Consider the following 21346-nt stretch of genomic DNA (forward strand, 5'->3'; position numbering starts at 1 on the left):
CCGAAGAGCCGTGTGCGCCGCATCCTCGCACCACGGACGGCCGGCGGTCACCACCCCCTGCTCCACGCGGTCACACGACCGCGTACTGCTCCTGGAACGTACGCCGCCGCGCCGCCGTCAGCGCGGCGGGGCTGAGCACGGGCACCGGTACCACGATGCCGCAGTCCGTGCAGACGGGCCCTTCCATGGGGTAACGCTCCAGATCGCAGCGCCATTCGAGCTGCTCCCGGCGGCAGACGGGGCAGCCGTCGCCGGGGCCGGCCTCCATCGCCGCGATCACCCGGCGCAGGACATCGGAGAGCCGCGGCGCCGGATACACCGTGGGGCTCACACAGGGCACCACGTCACAGCCGCCCCAGGTGTTGCGGTGCCAGTCGTCCACCGCGCAGGGCTGGCGGATTCCGTCGTGCTTCTCGCGCTTGCGGCGGTCGGCGAAGGACGCCTCGTAGGCCAGCCAGACCGCGCGGGCCTCCTCCAGTTCCGTCAGCGCCACGATCAGCCGGGCCGGATCGGGGGCGCGGTCGTCGGGGGCGAGCCCCGCCAGGGCGCACAGGTGGTGCCAGGTCGCCCGGTGCCCGTAGGGGGCGAAGCGTTCGAGACATTTGCGCAGGGAGGTCCGTCGCAAGGCGATGGTGTTCCGTGGATTGCGCACCTCTCGTGCGAGTGCTCTGAAACCTGCCACTGCATCCCACCTCCGACAGCGCGGACTCGGATCGACATGGAAGGGACGTAACGCGTCGCGATTCGGATCCATCGGACGTGCCACGCCGCCGACTCCGCTCTGCTACCCCGAAGACGCGGACAGATGTGGGGCGTGTGGGAGATTGAGCGAAGGTGGCGGATCCGCGACCTCCGCTCAGGGGACGATCCGGCCGGTCCCCGGCGGCCCGGCGCTCAGCGCGTGATGCCTCCCGCGAGCAGGATCACGCGTGCCAGCTCGGCGTGGCAGATGTCGCTGTGCGCTCCCGAGGGCGGGCCGCCGTGCGCGACGACGGCCGACGCGTCGACGTTCACACAGCCGTATGCCGGCAGGTCGCCGGAGAGCGCCTGCGCGAGGGAGAGCCCGGCGCAGGCGTCCACGGACTGCATACCGTCGTGCCCCAGTGCGCCCCACCGGGAGTCGTCCAGACCCAGCACCGAGTCGTCGTCCCCGGAGATCCGGGACGCCAGCGGGTACAGCACACCGAGCGCGGTGTCATGGCTGGAATGGCAGCACACCACCGGCCCGTTCACCCGGTCGTACAGCCCGCTCAGCGCACCGCCCCGGTCCGTGGCGAACGGCAGGCTCGCCGCGAACACGTAGTGCGAGAAGGCACCCTGGAGCAGGGTCAGCGAAGCCACCGGCGAGCGGCCGTCCGGGAGCCCGCTCAGCGCGAACGACACCAGGCGCGCCCCGAAGCTGTGCCCCGCCAGATGCACCCGCACCCCGGGCCGGGAGCCGGCCAGCAGGCCGAGGAAGGGGCCGAGCCCGTGCCCGCCGACCGTGCCCGCCCGCCGCTTCATCGTGTAGTACGAGATCTGCCGCAGCAGTTCGTACGCGCCGTGCCACAGCCGCTTCAGGCCGCTGCCGAGCAGCTCGGTGGTCAGGGCACCCGTGCTGGCCAGCGCGTCGGCGAAGGCCCCGCACACCGACTGCGCGTCGGCGGTGAGCATGGCGGGCAGCGGGCCCGGTCCCAGGTCGGTCACCCCCGGCGGGTGGGCGGTGGCGAGGCCGCGGACGGTGGAGACGAACTCCTCCAGCCGCGCCGGGTCCTCGGGCCGCTGGGCGAGCAGCTCCGCCAGCCGGTCCACCACCGCTTCCTCGCACGGCAGGACGCGGACCAGCGCCTGCCGGGTGGCCGGGTCGAGCCCCTCATCGGGCGGGGCGGCCGCCGTCGACGACGGGAAGTGGGGGATCGGTTCGTCGGCGAAGTCCATCGACGGCCAGATCACCCCCACGTAGCCGAGGCGCTTGCCGCCCGCCGCCCCGGCGAGCAGACCGGGGAAGGGCGCGAAGAAGCGGTCGTAGAGCCGGGTCGCCCCCGGCCGGTCGTTGTTCCAGCCGTGCGCGAACACCACCAGGTCCGTGACGCCCTGCTGCGCGACCCCGGCTATGAGGGCGTCCCGCTCGGCCGGGTCCACGTCCCCGTCGGTGTCGAACGTCAGCTCCCAGTACGGCTCCACACTCATGTCCGGCATGGCAGATCCCCCTTGTGCGGCCAGATGCGCGGGCATCGTCCCGCCGCCGAGGGGGGCTGTCCAGGCTCATGGCACGGCTTCACACGTCCGTGACGGGGGACTACTGGGGCGGCAGGAGGTCCGCCGTCCGTATGCGGTGGAGATGGACGAGGATGTCGTATCCCGCGCCCAGCGCGGTCATGTAGTCCGGGGTCGGGTAGTCCGTGCCGATGTTGCGGGTCGGGCGCGCCACCGCCAGCCACTTCCGGACCGCGGCGGGCGCCGTCCGCATGTCCAGCGCGTAGGCGTGGTACGGCACCTTGTCGAGCGTGTGCTCGTTGCTGCCGGGCGCGGCCGGGCCGAGCGTGACGGCCCGGGTGGGCCCGCCGTCCCGCATGACGTTGAACGAGCCCTCGCCGAAGGTGAGCCGGACGTTCACATAGCGGGCGCCCAGCCGGTCCCGGAGGAACGCCCCCTGCACCCGCGGGTACTGCGCGGGGTCGTCGCTCACGTACGAGACGTGCGCGTTGTGCGCGGACAGCAGGACCTTCCGGCCGGTGTGCTCCTGCCACCAGGCGGTGTTGGCCGCCATGGTCGCGTCCCGGAAGCGCATGCAGTCGGCGACGCCCTTCGGGTCGTCCAGGTCGAACGTGTACATCTCCGCCACCTGCGAGATCGCCCGCGCGTGCTGCACCGCCCACGTGAACTCCTCGCAGCCGCCGGCCGGGCGCTGCCGCGTCAGCAGGCCGAGGGCCTCGCGCGCGCTGTCGGCCATGGCGCGGCGCTCTCCCAGCGGACGCTTGAGGCAGTCGTTCATGTAGCTGTCCGTGCTGGTGCCGGGCGCGGGCCGCTGCGCGCGGTAGAGCTCGGTGAAGCGGGGCAGCAGCGCGGGGCGGTGGGCGCGGACGTAACCGGTGACCTTGTCGAAGAGACCGGGCCCCGCGTAGGCGGAGTCGTCGCCCATGAAGCGGAGCTTCTTCGCGTGGGTCGTGTTGTACGCGCGCATCCACTCGATCAGGCCGAGGTACTCGCGGTTGTTCCACATGCGGTACGAGTTCTGGAACTCCTCGCGCATGATCCGCCGCGCGTCGCCTCTGCCGTGCACGACGTAGTCGTCGAGCCGCACGCCGGCGCTCCAGTTCGCCTCCAGGGCGAAGGTGGTGAACCCCTTCTCCTCCACGAGGTAGCGGAAGACGCGGTGCTTGTTGGTGAAGAACTCGTGCGAGCCGTGCGTCGCCTCGCCCAGCCCGACCACCGTGGCGTCGCCCACCATCGCGCCCAGCGGCCGCAGGTCCCGCAGGTCGCCCGTGGGGTCCGTGGTGCGCAGCGGGCGGGCGGCCCGGGCCAGGGCGTCCACCGGCTCGGCCGGGGCGGTCGCCGCCCCGGCGGGCTTCGCGGCGACCAGCGGGCTCAGGGCCGCCAGCAGCGTGAGCGACAGCGCGGAGCGGCGGGTGAGCTGCGCGGAAGGCATGGGAACACTCCAGGAGGTCGTTCGGAACTCTCCCGGACACGATCCTTTCCGAGGCGCTGCCGCCACCATCCGACCTGCCCCTGGCTCCGGGCTGGAGGCAGCCCCACCCCCGGTGCCCGACGCCCCCTTCCGCCCCCACATACCGACTGGTTAGTCTGCCCGTGCAGCCGAGCGAGGGAGACGTCAGCGTGGGTACGGTGCGGGACGCGGGAGTTGTGGTCACCGGAGCGGGCGGCGGCATCGGCGCCGCGCTCGCCCGCAGGTTCGCCGCCGAGGGCGCCCGCGTCGTGGTCAACGACCTCGACGTCGCCAAGGCCCGGGCGGTGGCCGAGGAGATCGGCGCGACCGCCGTCCCCGGCGATGCCTCCGGAGTGGTCCCGGCCGCCCGCGAGGCGCTCGGCGGGCGGGTCGACATCTACTGCGCCAACGCGGGCGTCGCCCCCGGCGGCGGACCCGAGGCGGAGGAGGACCTGTGGGAGGCCGCCTGGGACGTCAACGTCATGGCACACGTGCGGGCGGCCCGTGAGCTGCTCCCCGAGTGGCTGGACCGGGGCAGCGGCCGCTTCGTCTCCACCGTCTCCGCCGCCGGGCTGCTCACGATGATCGGCTCGGCCCCGTACAGCGTCTCCAAGCACGCCGCGCTCGCCTTCGCGGAGTGGCTCTCGCTCACCTACCGCCACTGCGGGATCGACGTCCACGCCATCTGCCCGCAGGGCGTCCGCACGGACATGCTGCGCGGCACGGGCGCGGCCGGCGAGCTGGTGCTCCTGCCCACCGCCATCGAGCCCGCGCAGGTCGCCGACGCCCTTTTCGAGGGCATGGCCGCGAACCGCTTCCTGATCCTCCCGCACCCGGAGGTCGCCGACTACTACGCGGCCCGCGCCACCGACCCCGACCGCTGGCTGCGCGGCATGAACCACCTCCAGCGCAGGCTCGAAGAGGTGCCCGGCCAGGGCCGGATGTAGGCGCCGGCCATGACCCCGAGCACCCCCGCCTACCGGGACGCGCCCTGGCTCGCGCTGCTCAGCCCCGCCCAGCGGGCCCCGGGCACGCCGCCGCCCACGGTCCTGCACGCCTTCGCCGCCACCGTGCGGCGCGCCCCGGACCGGCACGCGCTCGCCTATTTCGACGGGCGGCTGACCTACCGGGAGACCGACGAGCTGTCCGGCGCGCTCGCCGGCCGCCTTGTGGCCCGCGGCTTCCGGCGGGGCGGCCGGGCCGCGGTCATGCTCCAGAACACCCCGCACTTCGTGCTCGCCGCCCTCGCCGTCTGGAAGGCCGGCGGCACCGTCGTGCCCGTGAACCCCATGCTCAAGGCGGGCGAGGTCCGGCACATCCTCGACGACTCGGGCGCCACCGCGCTGTTCTGCCGGGACCGCGCCTGGGCGGACTTCCTGCGGGAGGCCACCGCGGGTCCGGCCGCCCCGATCGCCTTCACCGCCTGTCCCTTCGGCCTCCAGACGCGCGACGACGCGCGGGTGCTGCGCGGCGAGCGCATGCCGCCGCCCGACGGCGCGGAGGACCTGCTGACCGCCGCGCGCTCGGGGGCCCGCGCGCCCGCCGACCCCGGCCTCGGCCCCCAGGACCCCGCCCTCATCAGCTACACCTCGGGCACCACCGGCGCCCCCAAGGGCGCCGTCAACACTCATGGGAACATCGCCCACAACGCAGAGCGGGCGCGCGTCGGCTCCGGACTGCCGGACGGCTCCACCTACTTCGCGCTAGCCCCGCTCTTCCACATCACCGGCATGGTCGCCGAGCTCGGCTCCTGCCTGGTCAACGCGGGCACCCTCGCGCTCGCCTACCGCTTCGACGCGGCGGTGGTGCTCGACGCGTTCCTCGAACACCGCCCGGCCTACACCATCGGCCCCGCCACCGCCTTCATGGCCCTCATGGCACAGCCGGGCGTCTGCCGGGACCACTTCGCGTCCTTCCGCCTGGTCTCCTCCGGCGGCGCGCCGCTGCCCCCGGCCCTGGTGGAACGGTTCCGCGCCACCTCCGGCCACTACCTCCACAACGGCTACGGCCTCACGGAGACCACCGCCACCACCGCCTCCGTCCCGCCCGGCACCGAGGCCCCCCTCGACCCCGCCACCGGCACCCTCGCCGTCGGCGTGCCCGGCCCGGGGACGCTCGTGCGCATCCTGGACGAGCGCGGCGCGGAGGTCCCCTTCGGCGGTCACGGCGAGATCGTCGTCAGCGGCCCCCAGGTCGTGCCCGGCTACTGGCGGCGCCCCGGGGAGACCGCCACCGCCCTCCCCGGCGGTGAACTGCGCACCGGCGACATCGGGTTCATGGACCACGACGGCTGGCTGTACGTGGTCGACCGCAAGAAGGACATGATCAACGCCTCCGGCTTCAAGGTCTGGCCCCGCGAGGTGGAGGACGTCCTCTACACCCACCCCGCCGTCCGGGAGGCGGCCGTCGTGGGGGTGCCCGACGACTACCGCGGCGAGACGGTCCGGGCGTACGTCAGCCTCCGCCCCGGCCCCGCGCCCGAGCCGGCGGAACTGGTCGCGCACTGCCGGGAGCGGCTCGCGGCGTACAAGGTCCCGCGCGAGGTGCGCGTCCTCGCCGACCTGCCCAGGACGACCAGTGGCAAGATCCTCCGCCGGGAGCTGCGCGACGACCCCGCGGCACGACAAGGAAAGACAGGTGGCGGCGCATGACCAGGACGGTGACGGCCGGAACGCAGGACGGCGGCACGAGGCCCGTACCGCAGCGGCTGCTGGCCGCCGCCACCCGGCTCTTCGCGGACCAGGGCTACGACCGCACGTCCGTCCAGGAGATCGTCGAGGCGGCGGGCGTCACCAAGGGCGCGCTGTATCACTACTTCGGTTCCAAGGACGACCTGCTGCACGAGGTCTACGGCCGGGTCCTGCGGCTCCAGCAGGAGCGGCTGGACGCCTTCGCGTGCGCGGACGCCCCCGTGGAGCGCAGGCTGCGGGACGCCGCCGCGGACGTCGTGGTCACCACCATCGAGAACCTCGACGACACGAAGATCTTCTTCCGGTCGATGCACCACCTGGGCCCGGAGAAGCACAAGCAGGTGCGCGCCGAGCGGCGCCGCTACCACGAGCGCTTCCGCGCCCTGGTCGAGGAGGGCCAGCGCGCGGGCGTCTTCAGCGCGGCCACCCCGGCGGACCTCGTCGTCGACTACCACTTCGGCTCCGTCCACCACCTGGCGAACTGGTACCGCCCGGAAGGCGCCCTGACGGCGCACCAGGTGGCCGGCCACCTGGCGGATCTGCTGCTGCGCGCGCTGCGTCCATGATCCCGCTCCGCGTGGCGCGTGTCGTGCGGGGCCGGGCGTCGTTGAGCGGATGAAGGGCCTTTCGGCCCTTTCGTCTGCTGTCGAGAAAAAGGATCAGGGATGCGCCTTTTCCGTCCTGTCGTCGTCGCCCTCGCGGGCCTCGCCCTCGCCGTGGCCGTGCCCTCGGGCGCGGCCGTCGCCTCGAAGGGCTCCTTCACCTGGGTGGGCCCCAAGGGCAAGCCCTTCTTCGTCGAGAACCCGCCGGACGGCAAGTGCCTGACGATGAGTCAGGAAGCTCGCGGTGCGTACAACGGAACGGCGGGCCCGGCCACGATCTACACCGGCAAGAAGTGTGACGGGACCTCCAAGCGGCTCGCCACGGGCCAGCACGGGCCGGCCGACATGTCGTTCTCCAGCGTGAAGTTCGCCGGGCACTGACGACTCCGTGTCACCTCGACCGCCGGACGGGCTGTCCTGTGCGCTCACATCAGCCACATCCAGCCCGTCCGGCGCTTGAGGGCACCGCCGCGCAGCGGTGGTGCGGACGACGCGACCCGCGGTCGAAGGATCAGGCCGGCCCCGACCACCGCTCAGAGATAGCGCCGCAACTCCCGCCGCGCCAAGGACCGCTGGTGGACCTCGTCCGGCCCGTCCGCCAGCCGCAGCGTCCGCGCCGCCGCCCACAGCTCCGCCAGCGGGAAGTCCTGGCTCACCCCGCCCGCCCCGTGCAGCTGGATCGCCCGGTCGATGATGCCGACCACCGTCCGTGGTGTCGCGATCTTGATGGCCTGGATCTCCGTGTGCGCCCCGCGGTTGCCGGCCGTGTCCATCAGCCACGCCGTCTTGAGCACCAGCAGCCGCAGCTGTTCCACGGCGACCCGGGAGTCCGCGATCCACTCCTGCACCACGCCCTGCTGGGCGAGCGGCTTGCCGAAGGCCGTACGGGAGACGGCCCGCCGGCACATCAGCTCGATCGCCCGCTCGGCCATGCCGATCAGCCGCATGCAGTGGTGGATCCGGCCGGGGCCCAGGCGCGCCTGGGCGATGGCGAAGCCGCCGCCCTCCTCGCCGACGAGGTTCGTCGCGGGGACGCGTACACCGTCGAGGACGATCTCCGCGTGGCCGCCGTGGGCGTGGTCCTCGAAGCCGTAGACCCGCATCGCCCGCCGGACCTCCAGGCCGGGCGTGTCCCGCGGGACCAGGACCATCGACTGCTGGCGGCGCGGGTCCGTGCCCTCCGGGTCGGTCTTCCCCATGACGATGAAGATCTCGCAACCGGGGTACATCGCACCTGAGATGTACCACTTGCGGCCGGTGATGACGTAGTCGTCGCCGTCCCGCTCGATCCGCGTCTCGACGTTCGTCGCGTCCGAGGAGGCGACCTCCGGCTCGGTCATCGCGAACGCCGACCGGATCTCGCCCGCGAGCAGCGGCTCCAGCCAGCGCTTGCGCTGCTCCTCGGTGCCGAACTGGGCGAGCAGCTCCATGTTTCCCGTGTCGGGGGCCGCGCAGTTGAGGGCGGTGGGCGCGAGGTGCGGGCTGCGGCCGGTGATCTCGGCGAGCGGCGCGTACTGGAGGTTGGTCAGCCCGGCCCCGTACTGCGCATCGGGCAGGCTGTGCTGGTCTACAAAGAACAGATTCCACAGCCCGCGCCTGCGCGCCTCCGCCTTCAGCTCCTCGACGACCGGGGGAGTGTCCCAGGGGGAGGCGAGCGCGGCCCGCTGTTCCTCGGCGGTGGCCTCGGCCGGGTAGACGTGCTCGTCCATGAAGGCGAGCAGCTCGCCGCGCAGCTCTTCCGTACGTGCGTCGAATGCGAAGTCCATTGTGCTCAGCCCTCCTGAAGGGTGGTGAGGCCGTTGTCGATGAAGAGCGGTACGAGCGCTCCGATGCGGTCGAAGCCCGGCCCGACGGTCTGCCCGAGGGTGTAGCGGTAGTGGATGCCCTCCAGGATCACGGCGAGCTTGAAATAGGCGAAGGCGGTGTACCACGGCAGCGCCGAGACGTCGCGGCCCGACCCGGCCGCGTACCGCTCCACCAGCTCCGCGGGCTCCGGGTGGCCCGGGGCCTCGCGGGTGGTGGCGATGGGCGAGCCGGGCACGGGCCGCTGCTCGCTGTACATCACCAGCAGGCCGAGGTCGGTCAGCGGATCGCCGAGCGTGGACATCTCCCAGTCGAGGACCGCCCGGACGGTGTCGTCGGCGCCGACGAGGACGTTGTCCAGGCGGTAGTCACCGTGCACGACGGTGGGCGCGGGCGAGACGGGCAGCGCCGCCGCCAGGGCCGTGTGGAGCTCGTCGATGCCGGGCAGCTCGCGCTCGCGCGAGGCCGCCAGCTGCTTCCCCCAGCGCCGCAACTGCCGCTCCAGGAAGCCCTCCGGCCGCCCGAAGTCCGCGAGCCCGGCCGCGGCCGGGTCCACGGCGTGCAGCTCCACGAGGGTGTCGGCGAGAGAGAGGACGACCCGGCGGGTGCGCTCGGGGCCGAGCGCGGCCAGCTGCCCGGCCGAGCGGTAGGGCGTGCCGGCCACGAAGTCCATCACGTAGAACGGCGCTCCCACGACGCTCTCGTCCTCGCACAAAAGCAGCGCACGCGGCACCGGCACGGGGGTCGGGTGCAGCGCGCTGATCACCCGGTGCTCGCGCCGCATGTCGTGGGCGGTGGCCAGCACGTGCCCGAGCGGCGGGCGGCGCACCACCCAGCGGCCGGTGCCGTCGGTGACGGCGTAGGTGAGGTTGGAGCGGCCGCCCTCGATCAGCTCGGCGCTCAGCGGCCCGCGCACCAGCCCCGGGAGCTCCTGCTCCAGATGCCCGCGCAGCCGGTCCAGGTCGAGTCCTGGGGGATTGCCCTTGCTCATCGAGTGCTCCTCCATGGGGAATTGAGCCCGCGGACGCGGTCGGGCCGGTGCCGCGGCGGGCGCGGCACCGGCCCGGGATCATCATGCCGACCGGTCGGTATGCCGTCCAGACCTCCCGGCGACAATCCGCCACCGCCGTGCGCGTCAGGCGTGGCAGGTGAGGGGCTCCCCGCCGTTCATCGTCCGCATGTCACCGAGCACCAGGGGCAGGTCGAGCTGGGCTCCCAGCGGCAGGCCGTCGAGCTCGGCGTACGCGCGGTGCAGATTGCCCACCAGCCGCTCGCTCTCGTGCAGCTGCGCGAACTCGCCGAGGTCCGCGCGGCGCGCGGCCTCCAGCGGGGTGCGGCCGGCGGCGTGCTCGGTGGCGGCCAGGTCCTGGAGCCAGCGGAAGTAGCGTTCGAGGACGTCGTAGACGCCGGGGTCGGTGACCGGGCCGTGGCCCGGCACGACGGTCTCGGCGTCCAGGCCCCGCAGCACCTCCAGGGCGCGCAGCGATCCGGCGAGGGAGCCCATCGGGATGAAGGGGGTGCCGCCGTTGAAGACCAGGTCGCCGGTGAAGACGATGCCCGCGTCCGGCAGGTGCACGATCGTGTCGCCGATGGTGTGCGCCGGGCCCGGGTGGATCAGCCGCAGCTCGTGGTCACCGACGTGCACGGTGAGCGTGTCGTCGTAGGTGACGAAGGCGGGGGTGATGGCGATGTCGCCGTAGTCGACCCAGGGCCACTGGCCGTGCAGCTGGAAGCCCACGGCGAGGGTCTCCTCGCGGCAGCCGGTGTGGCCGATGATCGTGGCCTCGGGGAAGACGCAGTTGCCGTAGGTGTGGTCGCCGTGGTGATGGGTGTTGACGACCGTCGTGGGCGGTGCCGCGCCGTGCGCCGCGGCGGTGTCCCGCAGCCGCCGGGCGCGCCGCTCGGTCGCCGCCGTGTCGATCAGCGCCGTGCGGCCGCCCGAGCTGATGATCCCGGCGTTGTTGAGGCACCAGCCGCCGTCGGGCTGGACGAACGCGCGGACGCCCGGGGCGAGCTCGACGGTGTACGGCTCCGTCGCTGCGGTGCCGGCGGCCGGTGCGGTGGTGGTGCTGGACATCCAAGGGCCTCCCCTCGTCGTCCGCGCGGGGTGCGCGGATCGGACTGACCGTCAGAATACGGGCGCGGGGCGATCGCGTGGACGGCCGTCAGCCGCGCCGCTCCATGCCCGGGCGGAGGCGCTCCAGCAGGCCGTAGAGCGTGGTGCGCTCCTCCTCGTCCAGCGCGTCGAGCGCGCTGTGGGTGGCCTGCATCTCGGCCCGCACCCGGCGGATGATCTCGTGGCCCTCGTCGGTGGCCACCACGTTCTTCACCCGCCGGTCGGCCGGGTCCGCCTCGCGGCGGACGAGGCCGCGGGCCTCCAGGCGGTCCACGATGCCGGTGACGTTGGAGGCGTCGCAGACCAGCAGGGTGGCCAGGCCGCGCATCGGGACCGGGCCCTTGAGCTGGGCGAGGAGCTTGGCCTGCACGGAGGTGAGGCCCTGGCGGGCCGCGGCGGCGGCGAAGTCCTGCCACTGGGCGGTGCCGAGCGCCGCCACCAGCTCCAGGAGCTGGGCCTTGGTCGGGGTCCGGGGAGAGGTGGCGGTCATGCCCTCGAGTCTACTCAAGAGCTTGAGGTAATGAAACATTAACTTGACTACCTGAAGTATCCGGCCCTAGCCTTTGCTGGTTGCTTGACGATCTCAAGCATCAAAGTCGTGAAGCAATCCGGAGGATTCCCCGCATGAGCTCCCCAGCCGCCACCGAGAGCGGAAGACGCAACGAGACGGTCATCGTCTTCGCCCTGAGCCTCGCCGCCATGGTCGTCTCGATGATGCAGACGCTGGTCGTACCGATCCTCGGCCTCATCCAGAAGGACCTCGGCACCAGCTCCGCCAACGTCAGCTGGGTCACGACCGCCACCCTGCTCTCCGCCGCCGTCTTCACCCCGCTGCTCGGCCGCTTCGGCGACCAGCACGGCAAGAAGAAGACCCTCGTCGGCGTGCTGGTCGTGATGGTCGCGGGCTCCGTGCTCGCCGCCGTCACCCACTCCCTGCTGTGGCTGATCGTCGGCCGGGTGCTCCAGGGCGCCGCCACCGCGATCTTCCCGCTCGCGCTCTCCGTGCTGCGCGAGGAGGTGCGCCCCGCCAAGCTGCCCGGCGCCATGGCCATGGTCAGCGGCACCCTCGCCTTCGGCAGCGGCCTCGCGCTCGTCGCCACCGGCCTGCTCACCTCCGGCGACAACCCCGACTACCGCAGCGCCTTCTGGCTGGCCACCGGCCTCGCCGCGCTCGCGCTGATCGCCGTCGTCTTCCTCGTGCCCGCCACCCGGGAGACCACCGGCGGCCGCACCGACGTCCTCGGCGCGCTCAGCCTCGCCGCCACCCTCGTCCTGCTCCTGCTGCCCATCACCCAGGGCCACGAGTGGGGCTGGTCCTCCGCCCGTACGATCGGCTGCTTCGCCGGCGCCGTCGTGATGGCCGGGGTGTGGACGCTGGTCGAGCGCAAGGTGAGCGAGCCGCTGGTCGACATGAAGATGTTCGCCCACCGCCCGGTGCTCTTCGCCAACCTCTCCGGACTGCTCGTCGGCTTCGGCTCCTTCGCCCTCTTCATCGGCGTCTCCTACCTCGTGCAGATGCCGTCGAAGATCGCGGGCTACGGCTTCGACGCCAGCGTCCTGCGCGCCTCCGTCGAGTTCCTGCTGCCCAGCACCATCGTCTCGCTGCTCGCCGCCCCGATCGGCGGCCAGCTCGTGCGCCACAAGGGCCCGCGCCTGGTCCTGCTGCTCGCCTCGCTCTTCGGCACCGCGGGCTTCGCGTGGATCACGCTCGACCACGACCACGCGCTCTCCGTCATCGGCGCGGGCGTCCTCGTCGGCGCGGCCATCAGCTTCGGCTACGCCGCCATGCCCGCCGTGATCGTCGCCAGCGTGCCGCACCACCAGACCGGCATAGCCAACGGCATCAACTCCATCTCCCGCTCCACCGGCAGCGCCATCGGCTCCGCGATGATCACCACGGTGCTGGCCTCCAAGAGCATCGAACACCTGCCGCCGGGCGCCCCGAAGCTGCCCGCCGAGAGCCAGTTCACGCTGACCTTCGTCATCGCGGGCGTGGCGCTCCTGCTGGTCGCCGCCGTCGCCGGGCTGGGCCTGCGCAAGATCCACACCCTGCGTTCCGAGGTGGCGGGCCAGGCACCCGCGAAGGACGCTGAGACCGCACGCGTCACCGCCTGACCGCTGTTCGCACCCCCCAACGAGGAGCACCACCATGAAGGCCATCAGCTACCGCAGCTACGGCGGACCCGAGGTCCTGGAGTACGGTGAGCGGCCCGACCCCAAGGTCGGCCCCGACTCCGTCCTGATCAAGGTCAAGGCCGCCGCCGTCAACCCCGTCGACTGGAAGGCGCAGGCCGGCTACCTCGACGCGGCCCTGGACGCCGTCTTCCCGGTCATCCCCGGGTGGGACGTCTCCGGAGTGGTGGTGCAGCCCGGCGCCGACGTCGCCGAGTTCGCCGTCGGTGACGAGGTCATCGGCTACGTCCGCGAGGACTTCCTCTCCCGCGGCACCTTCGCGGAGTACGTCGCCGCCCCCGTACGCACCCTCGCCCGCAAGCCGGCGAACCTGACCTTCGAGCAGGCCGCCGGGCTCCCGCTCGCGGGCCTGACCGCCTACCAGTCGCTGGTCAAGGCGCTCAAGGTGGGACAGGGCGAGACCGTGCTGGTCCACGCGGCGGCCGGGGGCGTCGGCTCCATGGCCGTCCAGATCGCGAAGCACCTGGGCGCGCGGGTCATCGGCACCGCGAGCGAGCGCAACCACGACTACCTGCGCGGCCTCGGCGCCGAGCCGGTCGTCTACGGCGAAGGGCTGGCCGACCGCGTACGGGCGCTGGCGCCCTCCGGCGTCGACGCCGCCCTCGACCTGGCGGGCGGCGAGGCGCTCACCGTCTCCCCGGCCCTCCTCGCGGAAGGCGGCCGCATCGCCTCCATCGCCGACCCGGCCGTCCTCGGCCTCGGCGGCCGCTACGTCTTCGTACGCCCCGACGCCGCCGACCTCACGGCCCTCGCGGAACTGGCGGAGAGCGGCGTGCTCACGGTCGAGGTGGCGGAGGTGTTCCCGCTGGAGAAGACGGCGGACGCGCAGCGGCTCAACGCGGCGGGCCACACGCGCGGCAAGATCGTGGTGACGGTGGACTGACCCCCGGCCCCGAGGCCCCCGACTGTCGGCCGGGGGCCTCGGGCATGCTCAGCGGGCGTCGTACTCGCGCAGCAGGCGGTACGCCGCGAGGCCGTCCGGCACCCAGTCCCACTCCGGAAGCCGGGCCTCCAGCTCCTCGTCGGAGAGGAAGGTGTGCCAGGCCACCTCCGACTCCTGCGGGGAGACGGCCGCGTCGCACCGCACCTCGTACACCGCCGACCACCACGACTGCCCCGGCGCGTCGTAGAGGAAGCGGAAGAGCGGGGTCGGCGCGGGGAGCCCGGAAACCCCCAGCTCCTCCTCCGCCTCGCGGAGCGCCGCCTCGTCGTAGGACTCACCCGCCCCGACGACGCCGCCCACGAACATGTCGTAGCGCGAGGGAAAGACGAGCTTCTGCGCCGTACGGCGATGGACGAACACCCGCCCCTCGGCGTCCCGGGCCCGCACGAACACGCAACGGTGCCGCAGCCCGCGCGCATACGCTTCCCCACGGGGCGCTTGCGCCACGACGCGGTCCTGTTCGTCGACGATGTCGAGCACCTCATCCGCTGGCTGCGGTAGCTGATCGGTCATGGGCCCATCCAAGCAGCCGTCGCCTGCGGCGGGGGTTTGTTCCCCAGCCCCGCCCCTTCCCGAACTGGGGGCAAGCCCCCAGACCCCCGAAGCACGCTTCGCGCGCTGTCCTCAAACTCCCCCAGCTACCTCCCCCAGACTCCGTCTGGGGGAGGTAGCTGGGGGAGGCAACGGACCCGCACATCGGGGTCTGGGGCACGCGCCCCCACGCGGCGGAGCCGCACATCAGATGCAGCCGGGAAGGGGCGGGACTGGGGAAACAAAGCGCCCCAGGCGTACACAACCGGCACCCGAAAACCAATCCGCACCCTTTAATGTGGCTGAAGGTCCCGGACACGGTGCGGCTCGGCGGAGCCGGACGGCATTGCCGGATGCCGCCCGATCAGGACGATGCCGACCACGATCGCGACCAGCCCCGCCACCTCCCAGGCCAGCGCCCCCGGCGTCGTCCGCAGCCGGTCGCCCAGGAAGCCCACGCCGCAGACGATCCCGGCCAGCGGCTGCGCCGCGGTCAGGGCGGGCAGCGACAGCCGCAGCGGCGCCGTCTCGAAGGCGCTCTGCACCAGGACCAGCGCCGTGACACCCAGCGCGAACACCCCGTACGGCTGCCAGCTCACCACCAGCGTGGTCCAGCCGCCGTGCGCCAGCCGCTGGCCGCTGACCCGGGTGAGGGCGTCCTGCACGCCGTAGAGCAGACCCGCCGCGACCGCCAGCAGCGCCGCCTCCACGCTCATCCGCAGCCGCTTGGAGACCGTCGCGAGCAGCAGGGCCGAGCCCACCATCAGGCCGATGATCAGCCAGTGCCGCAGCGGGTCGGTCACCGAGTCGCCGCCGTGCGGGCGGCCCGCGACGATGAAGGCCGTCACCCCGCCCGCCAGCAGCCACAGCCCGCACCAGCCCGTGGCGCCCAGCGGCTGCCGGGTGCGCCAGCGCGACAGGGCCATCGCGAACAGCAGGTTCGTCGCCAGCAGCGGCTCCACCAGGGAGATCTCGCCCCGGCCGAGCGCGATCGCGCCGAGCACCATCCCGACGATCATCAGCGCGATGCCGACCAGCCACTGCGGCATCCGCACGAGGTCGAGCAGCAGCCGGAGGGAGAGGAAGTCGCTCATCGGGGCCCGCTGCGCCGCGCTCTGCTGGTAGACGAAGCCGACCCCCAGGCAGCAGGCCGCACTCACGGCGAAGGCGAAGACCATCACGTCGCGCACCTCAAGACCACTGGGTCGTAGGGGACTTGACAGAAAAACGATAGCCGCCCCGAGAGCGGTGTGACGGCCGAGTACCCGTCTTTCGGCCGTGCATTCCCTCCCGCGTTCCCTCCAATGGCCTATAGAACATATATGCGAAAAATGCCCTTCCGGTCACCTCTCCACCGTACGTCCGGGCGGCGGCGGACGTACCCTGATCCGGGCGAGCCGCCGGACCGCGATCCGATCTGACGGAGTGTGAGTTGAGGTGCTGTCAGTTCCAAGATCACCCTTGACTCGGAGCCGTGACTACCGCTTTGCTGTGCGTGACCGAAGCGGTTGATCAGCGTGTGAATTCAGCGGTTGATCCCGGCGACGCCTCGCGCGGGCACCGGGAGGGGGCGCAGCCCGTGGAGGAGGTCCGCCGATGACACCCCCACCCTTGGGCCGCCCGCGGAACAAGGACGCACCGGCCTTCGACCCGGCCCTGGACGACAGCGCACTCGCCACCGCCCGCGACGCCCTCGCCCGCGGCCGCTGGGCCGAGGCCCGCCACCTCCTCGCCGAGACCGGCGACGACTGGGACCGCCGCGGCCACCGCCTCGTCGTCCTCGCCGAGGGCACCGCCAGCACCGCCTGGGCCCGCGAATGGCAGCTCGCCGAACCCGACAGCCCCGACGCCGCCGCGCTCCTCGCCTGCGCCACAGTCTTCCGCGCCGTGCGGGGCCAGGAGATCCCCGAGATCGCCCGCGCCGCCTGCCTCACCGCGGCCAGGATGGCCCCCGCCGACCCCACCCCGTGGCTCGGCATCCTCATCCTCGCCCGCCGCACCGGCACCGACGACGAGCGCGTCCGCGCCTTCGACCAGGTGCGCGCCCGCCACCGGGACCACCATCACGCCCACCACCTCATGGCCGCCTGCCTCGCGGAACACCGGACGGGCGACGGCGACGACCCTCTGCACGAGGTCTACGACTTCGCCTCCTGGGCCGCCGAGCAGGCACCCGCCGACTCGCCCCTGGCCGTGCTCCCCGTCGTCGCCCACGCCGAGCGCTATCGTGTGCTCGCCCGCGCGGGCGTCGAGCCTCACGACCCCGCCCGCTCCGGGCACTGGACCACCCGCAGGGCCCGCCAGGTGATGAAGGCCGCCTTCGACTGGTGGCTCGAATGGGATGTCGACGACGGCTCGGCCCACCCCCGCCGCAAGGTCGACCTCAACTACCTCGCCCACGCCAAGCTCCACGAGGGCCGCCCGGCCGAGGCCGCCGCCCTCCTCACCCGCATCGGCCCGCACGCCACCCACGCCCCCTGGTCGTACCCCGACCAGGACGCGCGCAAGGCGTTCCGGGCCGCCCGCCAGGCCGCGCTCGGCGCGGTCTGACCCCGCACACCAGCACACCCGCACACCCCGCACAGGCACGACCGCCCCGCTCACTCCCATGGGAAGGACGACCCCGCCATGCCGACGGGCACGACGAGCGAGATCAGCACGTTCAAGGGCCAGGAGAGACGGCTGCGCGCCGGTCGGATGGGACCGGCCGGCCTCCTGCTGTCCGTGGTCGCCGCCAGCGCGCCCCTGATGGTGACGGCGGGCGTCATGCCCACCACGTACGGCACCATGGGGGTCGTCGGCCAGCCCCTGCTCTTCGTCATCCTCGGCGTGGTGCTGACCCTCTTCAGCCTCGGCTACGCCGAGATGAGCCGCCACGTCCACAACGCCGGCGCCTTCTACGCCTATATCGCCCGCGGCCTCGGCGGCACCGCCGGGGCGGCCGCCTCCGTCGTCGCCCTGGTCGCCTACAGCGCCCTCCAGTTCGGCATCTACGGCATCTTCGGCTTCGAGCTCTCCGGCCTCCTCGACGACCACCTCGGCATCGGCGTCGCCTGGTGGGTGCCCGCCCTCGCGGCCGTCCTCGCCGTCGGCGTCCTCGGCTGGCTGAAGATAGACCTCAACGCCAGGGTCCTCGGCGTCCTCCTGCTCGTCGAGTGCGCCATGGTCGTCGTCTTCGACCTCGCCGGCCTCACCGCCCCCGGCAGGGAAGGCGTCTCCTTCCACGCCTTCGACCCCACGACGCTCGGCGGCGGCGGCCTCGGCACCGCGCTCTGCTTCACCATCGCCGCCTTCGTCGGCTTCGAACAGGCCGCCGTCTACGCCGAGGAGACCAGCAGGCCCCAGGTCGTCGTCGCCCGGGTGACCTTCCTCGCCGTCGGCTTCGTCGCCCTCTTCTTCGCCGTCAGCTCCTGGGCCCTGAGCGTCGCCGCCGGCCCCGGCCGCATCGTCGGCCTCGCCCGTGAACAGGGCCCGAACCTCCTCTTCACCCTCACCGAGGACCGGCTCGGCGGAGCCGTCGCCGACGTCATGCACGTCTTCTACGTGACCGGCATGTTCGCCGCCATGCTCAGCTTCCACAACGTCGTCGCCCGCTATGTCTTCGCCATGGGCCGCGAGGGCCTGCTCCCCGCCGCCATGGGCCGTACGACCAAGGGCAGCGGCGCGCCCGCCCACGGCTCACTGCTCCAGAGCGCCGTCTCGGTCCTCGCCGTCCTGCTCTTCGCGCTCACCGACGGCCGCCCGCACGGCGACCCGACGGCCCCCGTGCAGCGCCTCTTCACCTGGAGCGGCAACGTCGGGGCCCTCGGCGTCATCGTGCTCATGGCCGCCGCGTCCGCCGCCGTCATCGCCTTCTTCGTACGCCGCGGCGCCGCCCGCGCCCAGGCCCCCCGCCTCATCGCCTCCGGCGTCGCGGGCCTCGCGCTGATCGTCATCGCCTGGTACGCGGTCAGGGACTTCTACGTCCTCCTCGGCGCCGACCCCGCCTCGCCGCTGCGCTGGATCCTGCCGGGCATCATCGGCGCCGCGGTCGCCGGCGGGATCTGCTTCGGCGTCGTCCTCAAATACGTACGCCCCGCCGTCCACGCCGGCATCGGCCTCGGCAACGAGGCGTTCCAGCTGGAGAAGGCGGCGACGGCCGGGCCTTGAGCGGGCTTGACGGAGTCCGGTGCGGTTCGGCAGCGCCCCGAAGGGGCGCGGGGCTCTTTCGACATGCGGCTCCGCCGCGTGGGCGCGACCGGCCACGACCCACCCGCGGATGACTCACCGGACTCCCAGCGGAGCGCTCAGCCCTCCAGCGCCTTGCCGACCCGCCGCGACGCGGTGAACTCGTAGAGGTCGAGCACCCCCGGCGGGTCGGCCACCCCCGGTCCCCCCGACCGCACCCACGCCGCTATGTCCGCCAGCGCGTCGTCGTCGTTGACCAGGCCCAGCCAGACCGGCCGGCCACCCGCCGCCCGGCCCGCCGCCGACGGCTGCACGACCATCACGTTCGCCTGGTCGCAGACATCGAGGCACTCCGACACCCGCACCTGCGCCGCGTCCCCGACGGCCGCCCGCAGCCGGGCCGTCTGCCCCGCGTGGTCGACCCCGGGCACCTTCCGCGGGTCGCCGCAGCAGCAGCCGCGGCACACGGTGATCCGGCAGGGGGCGGTTTCCGGGGCGGTGCGACGGGCACGTTTGGAGATCATCAGGCAGATGATACGCACGGCCGTACCGCTCAACACCCGTGGAGAGGAAGCCCGTATGCCCGGCAGAACGGCCCTGGTCCGCCGCCCCGGCCCCCGCCTCGCCGAGGGCCTGGTCACCCACATCGCCCGCACCCCCGTCGACACCACGCTCGCCCTGCGGCAGTGGGAGGGCTACTGCCGGGCGCTGCGCGACCACGGCTGGCGGACGGTCGAGGTGCCGCCCGCCGACGACTGCCCGGACGCGGTGTTCGTCGAGGACGCCATGGTCGTCTTCCGCACCGCCGCCCTGATCGCCCGCTCCGCGGCGCCCTCCCGCCGCCCCGAGACCGCCGGCGCCGAGGAGGCCGCCGAGGCGCTCGGCCTCACCGTCCACCGCGTCCGCGCCCCCGGCACGCTCGACGGGGGAGACGTCCTCAAGATCGGCGACACGGTCTACGTCGGCAGGAGCGGCCGCACGGACGCCGAGGGGATACGCCAACTCCGCGCCGCCTTCGAACCGCTGGGCGCGCGCGTGGTGCCCGTACCGGTGGAGAAGGTCCTCCACCTGAAGTCCGCGGTCACCGCCCTGCCCGACGGCACGGCCCTCGGCCACCCGCCCCTCGTCGACGACCCGTCCGCCTTCCCCCACTTCCTCCCGGTCCCCGAGGAACCCGGCGCCCACGTGGTCCTCCTCGGCGGCGGCCACGTCCTCCTGTCCTCGAACGCCCCCCGCACCGCCGCCCTCCTCACGTCCCGCGGCCTCGTCCCGGTCCCGGTGGACATCACCGAATTCGAGAAACTGGAGGGGTGCGTGACGTGCCTGTCGGTGCGCGTACGGGACCTGCCGGGCTGACCGGGGCAACCGGGAAGCGGCTTCCCGGTCCTGGAGAGCGACGAGCCCGCCGTCTACGAACACCTGGTCCGTGAGGCCGCTTTCGCGTGACCGGAACGGCCTTCCGCGCGCCGGGGCCACCGCGTTGCCTCAGGGGCGCGACCTCCCGCCCGCGCGCCGTGTGCTTGCCGGGGCGGCGTGAGCAACGAGGCCATGCGTCAGCTCTGTTGCCTCTCCCCGAGTGAGGCCGTCACCGCGGTGGGTAGCCCAAGCCGGTCCGTCGTGGCATTCGGGAGGGGGCCGGTATGGGGTTCGGCAGAAGAGGCGTGGCGGCGACGCTGTCCGTTCTCGCGCTGGCGGGTTTCTCGCTGGCGGGGGCACCATCGGGCCAGGCTCACGAGCCGGTCTCGTGCCAGGGGCCGGAGAACACCTCCTTCAGCCCGGGGCTGTCCCTTCTGCCCCGGGCCACCCGGATCGACGCCGACGTCTCCTACTCCTGCTCCGGAGCGGAGGGCGAGCCTCTTCCGGCGACCGGCCATATCCACGGAGGATCATCGGCAGCAGCCTGTGTGAACGCCGGCTCGCTGCCCGCGCAGCCGCGCCCGTCGAAGGAGGTCGTGCACTACGCCGACGGCGAGAAGTCCGTGATCGTCTATACGTCGGCTCCCCTGGTCACGCGCGCCGCCGGCGTCCAACTGCTCACCCTGCGGGGAGAGGTCGTAGCCGGACGCGGCAAGGGCGGCCGAGCGACCAGGACCATCACGCTCCTGCCCACCCAGCTGCCCACCGCCTGCCTCACTCCGGAGGGCCTGCGGCAGGCCAATGGCGCGGCTGCCCTCCGGATCACCCCAAATGCGTGACGCTACCGGCATTCACGTTCACAACGCCGCCCGGGGAAATTTGCGTGACGGGGTTGCCGACGGCCGGGGAGAGTCCCAGCCCGCTGGGCCGTGGGTCACGCCACAGCCGGAAAAGCAGAAAGACCCCAGATGAACTGGGGTCTCTTCTGGTGTCCGAGGGGGGACTTGAACTCTCCTCTCGGGCGCCAGCCCACAACCGCTCTGACCTGGGGAAACGCCCGTCGACAGGCTTCATTTCGGCGGGCGTTTCTCCTGTTCTTTCCTGCTGTTTCAGGCCCTCTCGGGCCCCTGTTGGCCATGCGTTGGTCACGTGACCAACCCTCCTCCGGGGCGTCCGTCCCTGGTCAGGCTTCCCGGACCGCGCCACGGGGCTACGCCCAGTCTGCACGGGCGCGTACGTGACCACGTACCGGGGGTGGCTGGGGCGGTCGGGGATCTGTTTATGCAAGGACACGCATAG

Annotated in this window: 20 protein-coding genes; 10 read left to right on the forward strand and 10 right to left on the reverse strand. The window is 72.8% G+C overall.

Translation table 11 applies throughout. From position 1 onward, the window contains the following. Positions 1–70: 70 nt before the first annotated feature. From ACFY1P_RS17390 to ACFY1P_RS17400, 3 genes are all read right to left on the reverse strand, one after another. Positions 71–682 (reverse strand): hypothetical protein, encoded by a 612-nt coding sequence (locus tag ACFY1P_RS17390; RefSeq protein WP_361528188.1) that lies wholly within the window; start codon positions 680–682, stop codon positions 71–73. Positions 683–894: 212 nt separating this feature from the next. Then, positions 895–2178 carry a serine-threonine protein kinase gene (locus tag ACFY1P_RS17395; protein ID WP_361528186.1) on the reverse strand — a complete coding sequence of 428 codons (1284 nt, stop codon included), beginning with the start codon at positions 2176–2178 and terminating at the stop codon, positions 895–897. 100 nt (positions 2179–2278) lie between these two features. Then, entirely contained in the window at positions 2279–3628 is a 1350-nt protein-coding gene (locus ACFY1P_RS17400) for an erythromycin esterase family protein (RefSeq protein WP_390751046.1), read from the reverse strand. Between the two features lie 188 nt (positions 3629–3816). Here ACFY1P_RS17400 and ACFY1P_RS17405 point away from each other — a divergent pair, with 188 nt between their 5' ends. The 4 genes from ACFY1P_RS17405 to ACFY1P_RS17420 all read left to right on the forward strand — a co-directional run bounded on the left by ACFY1P_RS17405 (position 3817) and on the right by ACFY1P_RS17420 (position 7319). Then, positions 3817–4593: an SDR family NAD(P)-dependent oxidoreductase gene (locus tag ACFY1P_RS17405; RefSeq protein WP_361528182.1), complete on the forward strand. Its 777-nt coding sequence runs from the start codon at positions 3817–3819 to the stop codon at positions 4591–4593. Between the two features lie 9 nt (positions 4594–4602). Next, on the forward strand, positions 4603–6297 hold the full coding sequence (locus ACFY1P_RS17410; RefSeq protein WP_390751047.1) for an AMP-binding protein: 1695 nt from the start codon (positions 4603–4605) through the stop codon (positions 6295–6297). Then, entirely contained in the window at positions 6294–6902 is a 609-nt protein-coding gene (locus ACFY1P_RS17415; protein WP_361528178.1) for a TetR/AcrR family transcriptional regulator, read from the forward strand. The genes ACFY1P_RS17410 and ACFY1P_RS17415 overlap by 4 nt, the downstream gene beginning before the upstream one ends. Before the next feature lie 99 nt (positions 6903–7001). Further along, a complete protein-coding gene (locus ACFY1P_RS17420; protein ID WP_390751048.1) occupies positions 7002–7319 on the forward strand; it encodes a hypothetical protein in 318 nt (105 codons plus the stop codon). A 152-nt stretch (positions 7320–7471) separates the two neighbouring features. Here ACFY1P_RS17420 and ACFY1P_RS17425 read toward each other — a convergent pair whose 3' ends face one another. The 4 genes from ACFY1P_RS17425 to ACFY1P_RS17440 form a co-directional block, all read right to left on the reverse strand. Continuing rightward, a complete protein-coding gene (locus tag ACFY1P_RS17425) occupies positions 7472–8704 on the reverse strand; it encodes an acyl-CoA dehydrogenase family protein (protein WP_361528174.1) in 1233 nt (410 codons plus the stop codon). A gap of 5 nt (positions 8705–8709) precedes the next feature. Beyond that, positions 8710–9732 (reverse strand): phosphotransferase family protein, encoded by a 1023-nt coding sequence (locus ACFY1P_RS17430; protein ID WP_390751049.1) that lies wholly within the window; start codon positions 9730–9732, stop codon positions 8710–8712. 144 nt (positions 9733–9876) lie between these two features. Then, complete coding sequence (locus ACFY1P_RS17435; RefSeq protein WP_361528170.1) at positions 9877–10818, reverse strand: MBL fold metallo-hydrolase; 942 nt, start codon at positions 10816–10818, stop codon at positions 9877–9879. An 88-nt stretch (positions 10819–10906) separates the two neighbouring features. Then, complete coding sequence (locus ACFY1P_RS17440) at positions 10907–11347, reverse strand: MarR family transcriptional regulator (RefSeq protein WP_361528168.1); 441 nt, start codon at positions 11345–11347, stop codon at positions 10907–10909. A gap of 134 nt (positions 11348–11481) precedes the next feature. Here ACFY1P_RS17440 and ACFY1P_RS17445 point away from each other — a divergent pair, with 134 nt between their 5' ends. Then, positions 11482–12972: an MFS transporter gene (locus tag ACFY1P_RS17445; RefSeq protein ID WP_361528166.1), complete on the forward strand. Its 1491-nt coding sequence runs from the start codon at positions 11482–11484 to the stop codon at positions 12970–12972. A gap of 34 nt (positions 12973–13006) precedes the next feature. Next, complete coding sequence (locus ACFY1P_RS17450) at positions 13007–13933, forward strand: NADP-dependent oxidoreductase (protein ID WP_361528164.1); 927 nt, start codon at positions 13007–13009, stop codon at positions 13931–13933. A 48-nt stretch (positions 13934–13981) separates the two neighbouring features. Here the strand turns inward: ACFY1P_RS17450 and ACFY1P_RS17455 are convergent, their stop codons facing one another. Next, positions 13982–14506 carry an NUDIX domain-containing protein gene (locus ACFY1P_RS17455; protein ID WP_361528162.1) on the reverse strand — a complete coding sequence of 175 codons (525 nt, stop codon included), beginning with the start codon at positions 14504–14506 and terminating at the stop codon, positions 13982–13984. A 311-nt stretch (positions 14507–14817) separates the two neighbouring features. Beyond that, positions 14818–15702 (reverse strand): DMT family transporter, encoded by an 885-nt coding sequence (locus tag ACFY1P_RS17460; RefSeq protein ID WP_361533363.1) that lies wholly within the window; start codon positions 15700–15702, stop codon positions 14818–14820. A gap of 418 nt (positions 15703–16120) precedes the next feature. Here ACFY1P_RS17460 and ACFY1P_RS17465 point away from each other — a divergent pair, with 418 nt between their 5' ends. Both ACFY1P_RS17465 and ACFY1P_RS17470 read left to right on the forward strand, forming a co-directional pair. Then, a complete protein-coding gene (locus tag ACFY1P_RS17465) occupies positions 16121–17074 on the forward strand; it encodes a hypothetical protein (protein ID WP_390751050.1) in 954 nt (317 codons plus the stop codon). A 78-nt stretch (positions 17075–17152) separates the two neighbouring features. Further along, entirely contained in the window at positions 17153–18673 is a 1521-nt protein-coding gene (locus ACFY1P_RS17470; protein WP_361533357.1) for an APC family permease, read from the forward strand. A 137-nt stretch (positions 18674–18810) separates the two neighbouring features. On the opposite strand, the gene ACFY1P_RS17475 is transcribed toward ACFY1P_RS17470, so the two are convergent. After that, positions 18811–19215: a (2Fe-2S) ferredoxin domain-containing protein gene (locus ACFY1P_RS17475; protein WP_361533354.1), complete on the reverse strand. Its 405-nt coding sequence runs from the start codon at positions 19213–19215 to the stop codon at positions 18811–18813. Between the two features lie 55 nt (positions 19216–19270). On the opposite strand from ACFY1P_RS17475, the gene ddaH reads away from it, so the two are divergent. Continuing rightward, positions 19271–20047 carry a dimethylargininase gene (gene ddaH / locus ACFY1P_RS17480; RefSeq protein WP_390751051.1) on the forward strand — a complete coding sequence of 259 codons (777 nt, stop codon included), beginning with the start codon at positions 19271–19273 and terminating at the stop codon, positions 20045–20047. Positions 20048–20331: 284 nt separating this feature from the next. Next, on the forward strand, positions 20332–20886 hold the full coding sequence (locus tag ACFY1P_RS17485) for a hypothetical protein (RefSeq protein ID WP_390751052.1): 555 nt from the start codon (positions 20332–20334) through the stop codon (positions 20884–20886). The last annotated feature ends 460 nt before the right edge of the window (positions 20887–21346 follow it).

The sequence above is a fragment of the Streptomyces sp. NPDC001407 genome, from assembly GCF_042895325.1.
Taxonomy (GTDB): Bacteria; Actinomycetota; Actinomycetes; order Streptomycetales; family Streptomycetaceae; genus Streptomyces.

Excerpts from the sequence above, each read along its gene's own strand:
- ACFY1P_RS17395 (WP_361528186.1), bottom strand. The coding sequence starts at position 2,178 with ATGCCGGACATGAGTGTGGAGCCGTACTGGGAGCTGACGTTCGACACC.
- ACFY1P_RS17400 (WP_390751046.1), bottom strand. The coding sequence starts at position 3,628 with ATGCCTTCCGCGCAGCTCACCCGCCGCTCCGCGCTGTCGCTCACGCTG.
- ACFY1P_RS17410 (WP_390751047.1), top strand. The coding sequence starts at position 4,603 with ATGACCCCGAGCACCCCCGCCTACCGGGACGCGCCCTGGCTCGCGCTG.
- ACFY1P_RS17415 (WP_361528178.1), top strand. The coding sequence starts at position 6,294 with ATGACCAGGACGGTGACGGCCGGAACGCAGGACGGCGGCACGAGGCCC.
- ACFY1P_RS17420 (WP_390751048.1), top strand. The coding sequence starts at position 7,002 with ATGCGCCTTTTCCGTCCTGTCGTCGTCGCCCTCGCGGGCCTCGCCCTC.
- ACFY1P_RS17425 (WP_361528174.1), bottom strand. The coding sequence starts at position 8,704 with ATGGACTTCGCATTCGACGCACGTACGGAAGAGCTGCGCGGCGAGCTG.
- ACFY1P_RS17430 (WP_390751049.1), bottom strand. The coding sequence starts at position 9,732 with ATGAGCAAGGGCAATCCCCCAGGACTCGACCTGGACCGGCTGCGCGGG.
- ACFY1P_RS17435 (WP_361528170.1), bottom strand. The coding sequence starts at position 10,818 with ATGTCCAGCACCACCACCGCACCGGCCGCCGGCACCGCAGCGACGGAG.
- ACFY1P_RS17440 (WP_361528168.1), bottom strand. The coding sequence starts at position 11,347 with ATGACCGCCACCTCTCCCCGGACCCCGACCAAGGCCCAGCTCCTGGAG.
- ACFY1P_RS17445 (WP_361528166.1), top strand. The coding sequence starts at position 11,482 with ATGAGCTCCCCAGCCGCCACCGAGAGCGGAAGACGCAACGAGACGGTC.
- ACFY1P_RS17450 (WP_361528164.1), top strand. The coding sequence starts at position 13,007 with ATGAAGGCCATCAGCTACCGCAGCTACGGCGGACCCGAGGTCCTGGAG.
- ACFY1P_RS17455 (WP_361528162.1), bottom strand. The coding sequence starts at position 14,506 with ATGACCGATCAGCTACCGCAGCCAGCGGATGAGGTGCTCGACATCGTC.
- ACFY1P_RS17460 (WP_361533363.1), bottom strand. The coding sequence starts at position 15,702 with ATGGTCTTCGCCTTCGCCGTGAGTGCGGCCTGCTGCCTGGGGGTCGGC.
- ACFY1P_RS17465 (WP_390751050.1), top strand. The coding sequence starts at position 16,121 with ATGACACCCCCACCCTTGGGCCGCCCGCGGAACAAGGACGCACCGGCC.
- ACFY1P_RS17470 (WP_361533357.1), top strand. The coding sequence starts at position 17,153 with ATGCCGACGGGCACGACGAGCGAGATCAGCACGTTCAAGGGCCAGGAG.
- ACFY1P_RS17475 (WP_361533354.1), bottom strand. The coding sequence starts at position 19,215 with ATGATCTCCAAACGTGCCCGTCGCACCGCCCCGGAAACCGCCCCCTGC.
- ddaH (WP_390751051.1), top strand. The coding sequence starts at position 19,271 with ATGCCCGGCAGAACGGCCCTGGTCCGCCGCCCCGGCCCCCGCCTCGCC.
- ACFY1P_RS17485 (WP_390751052.1), top strand. The coding sequence starts at position 20,332 with ATGGGGTTCGGCAGAAGAGGCGTGGCGGCGACGCTGTCCGTTCTCGCG.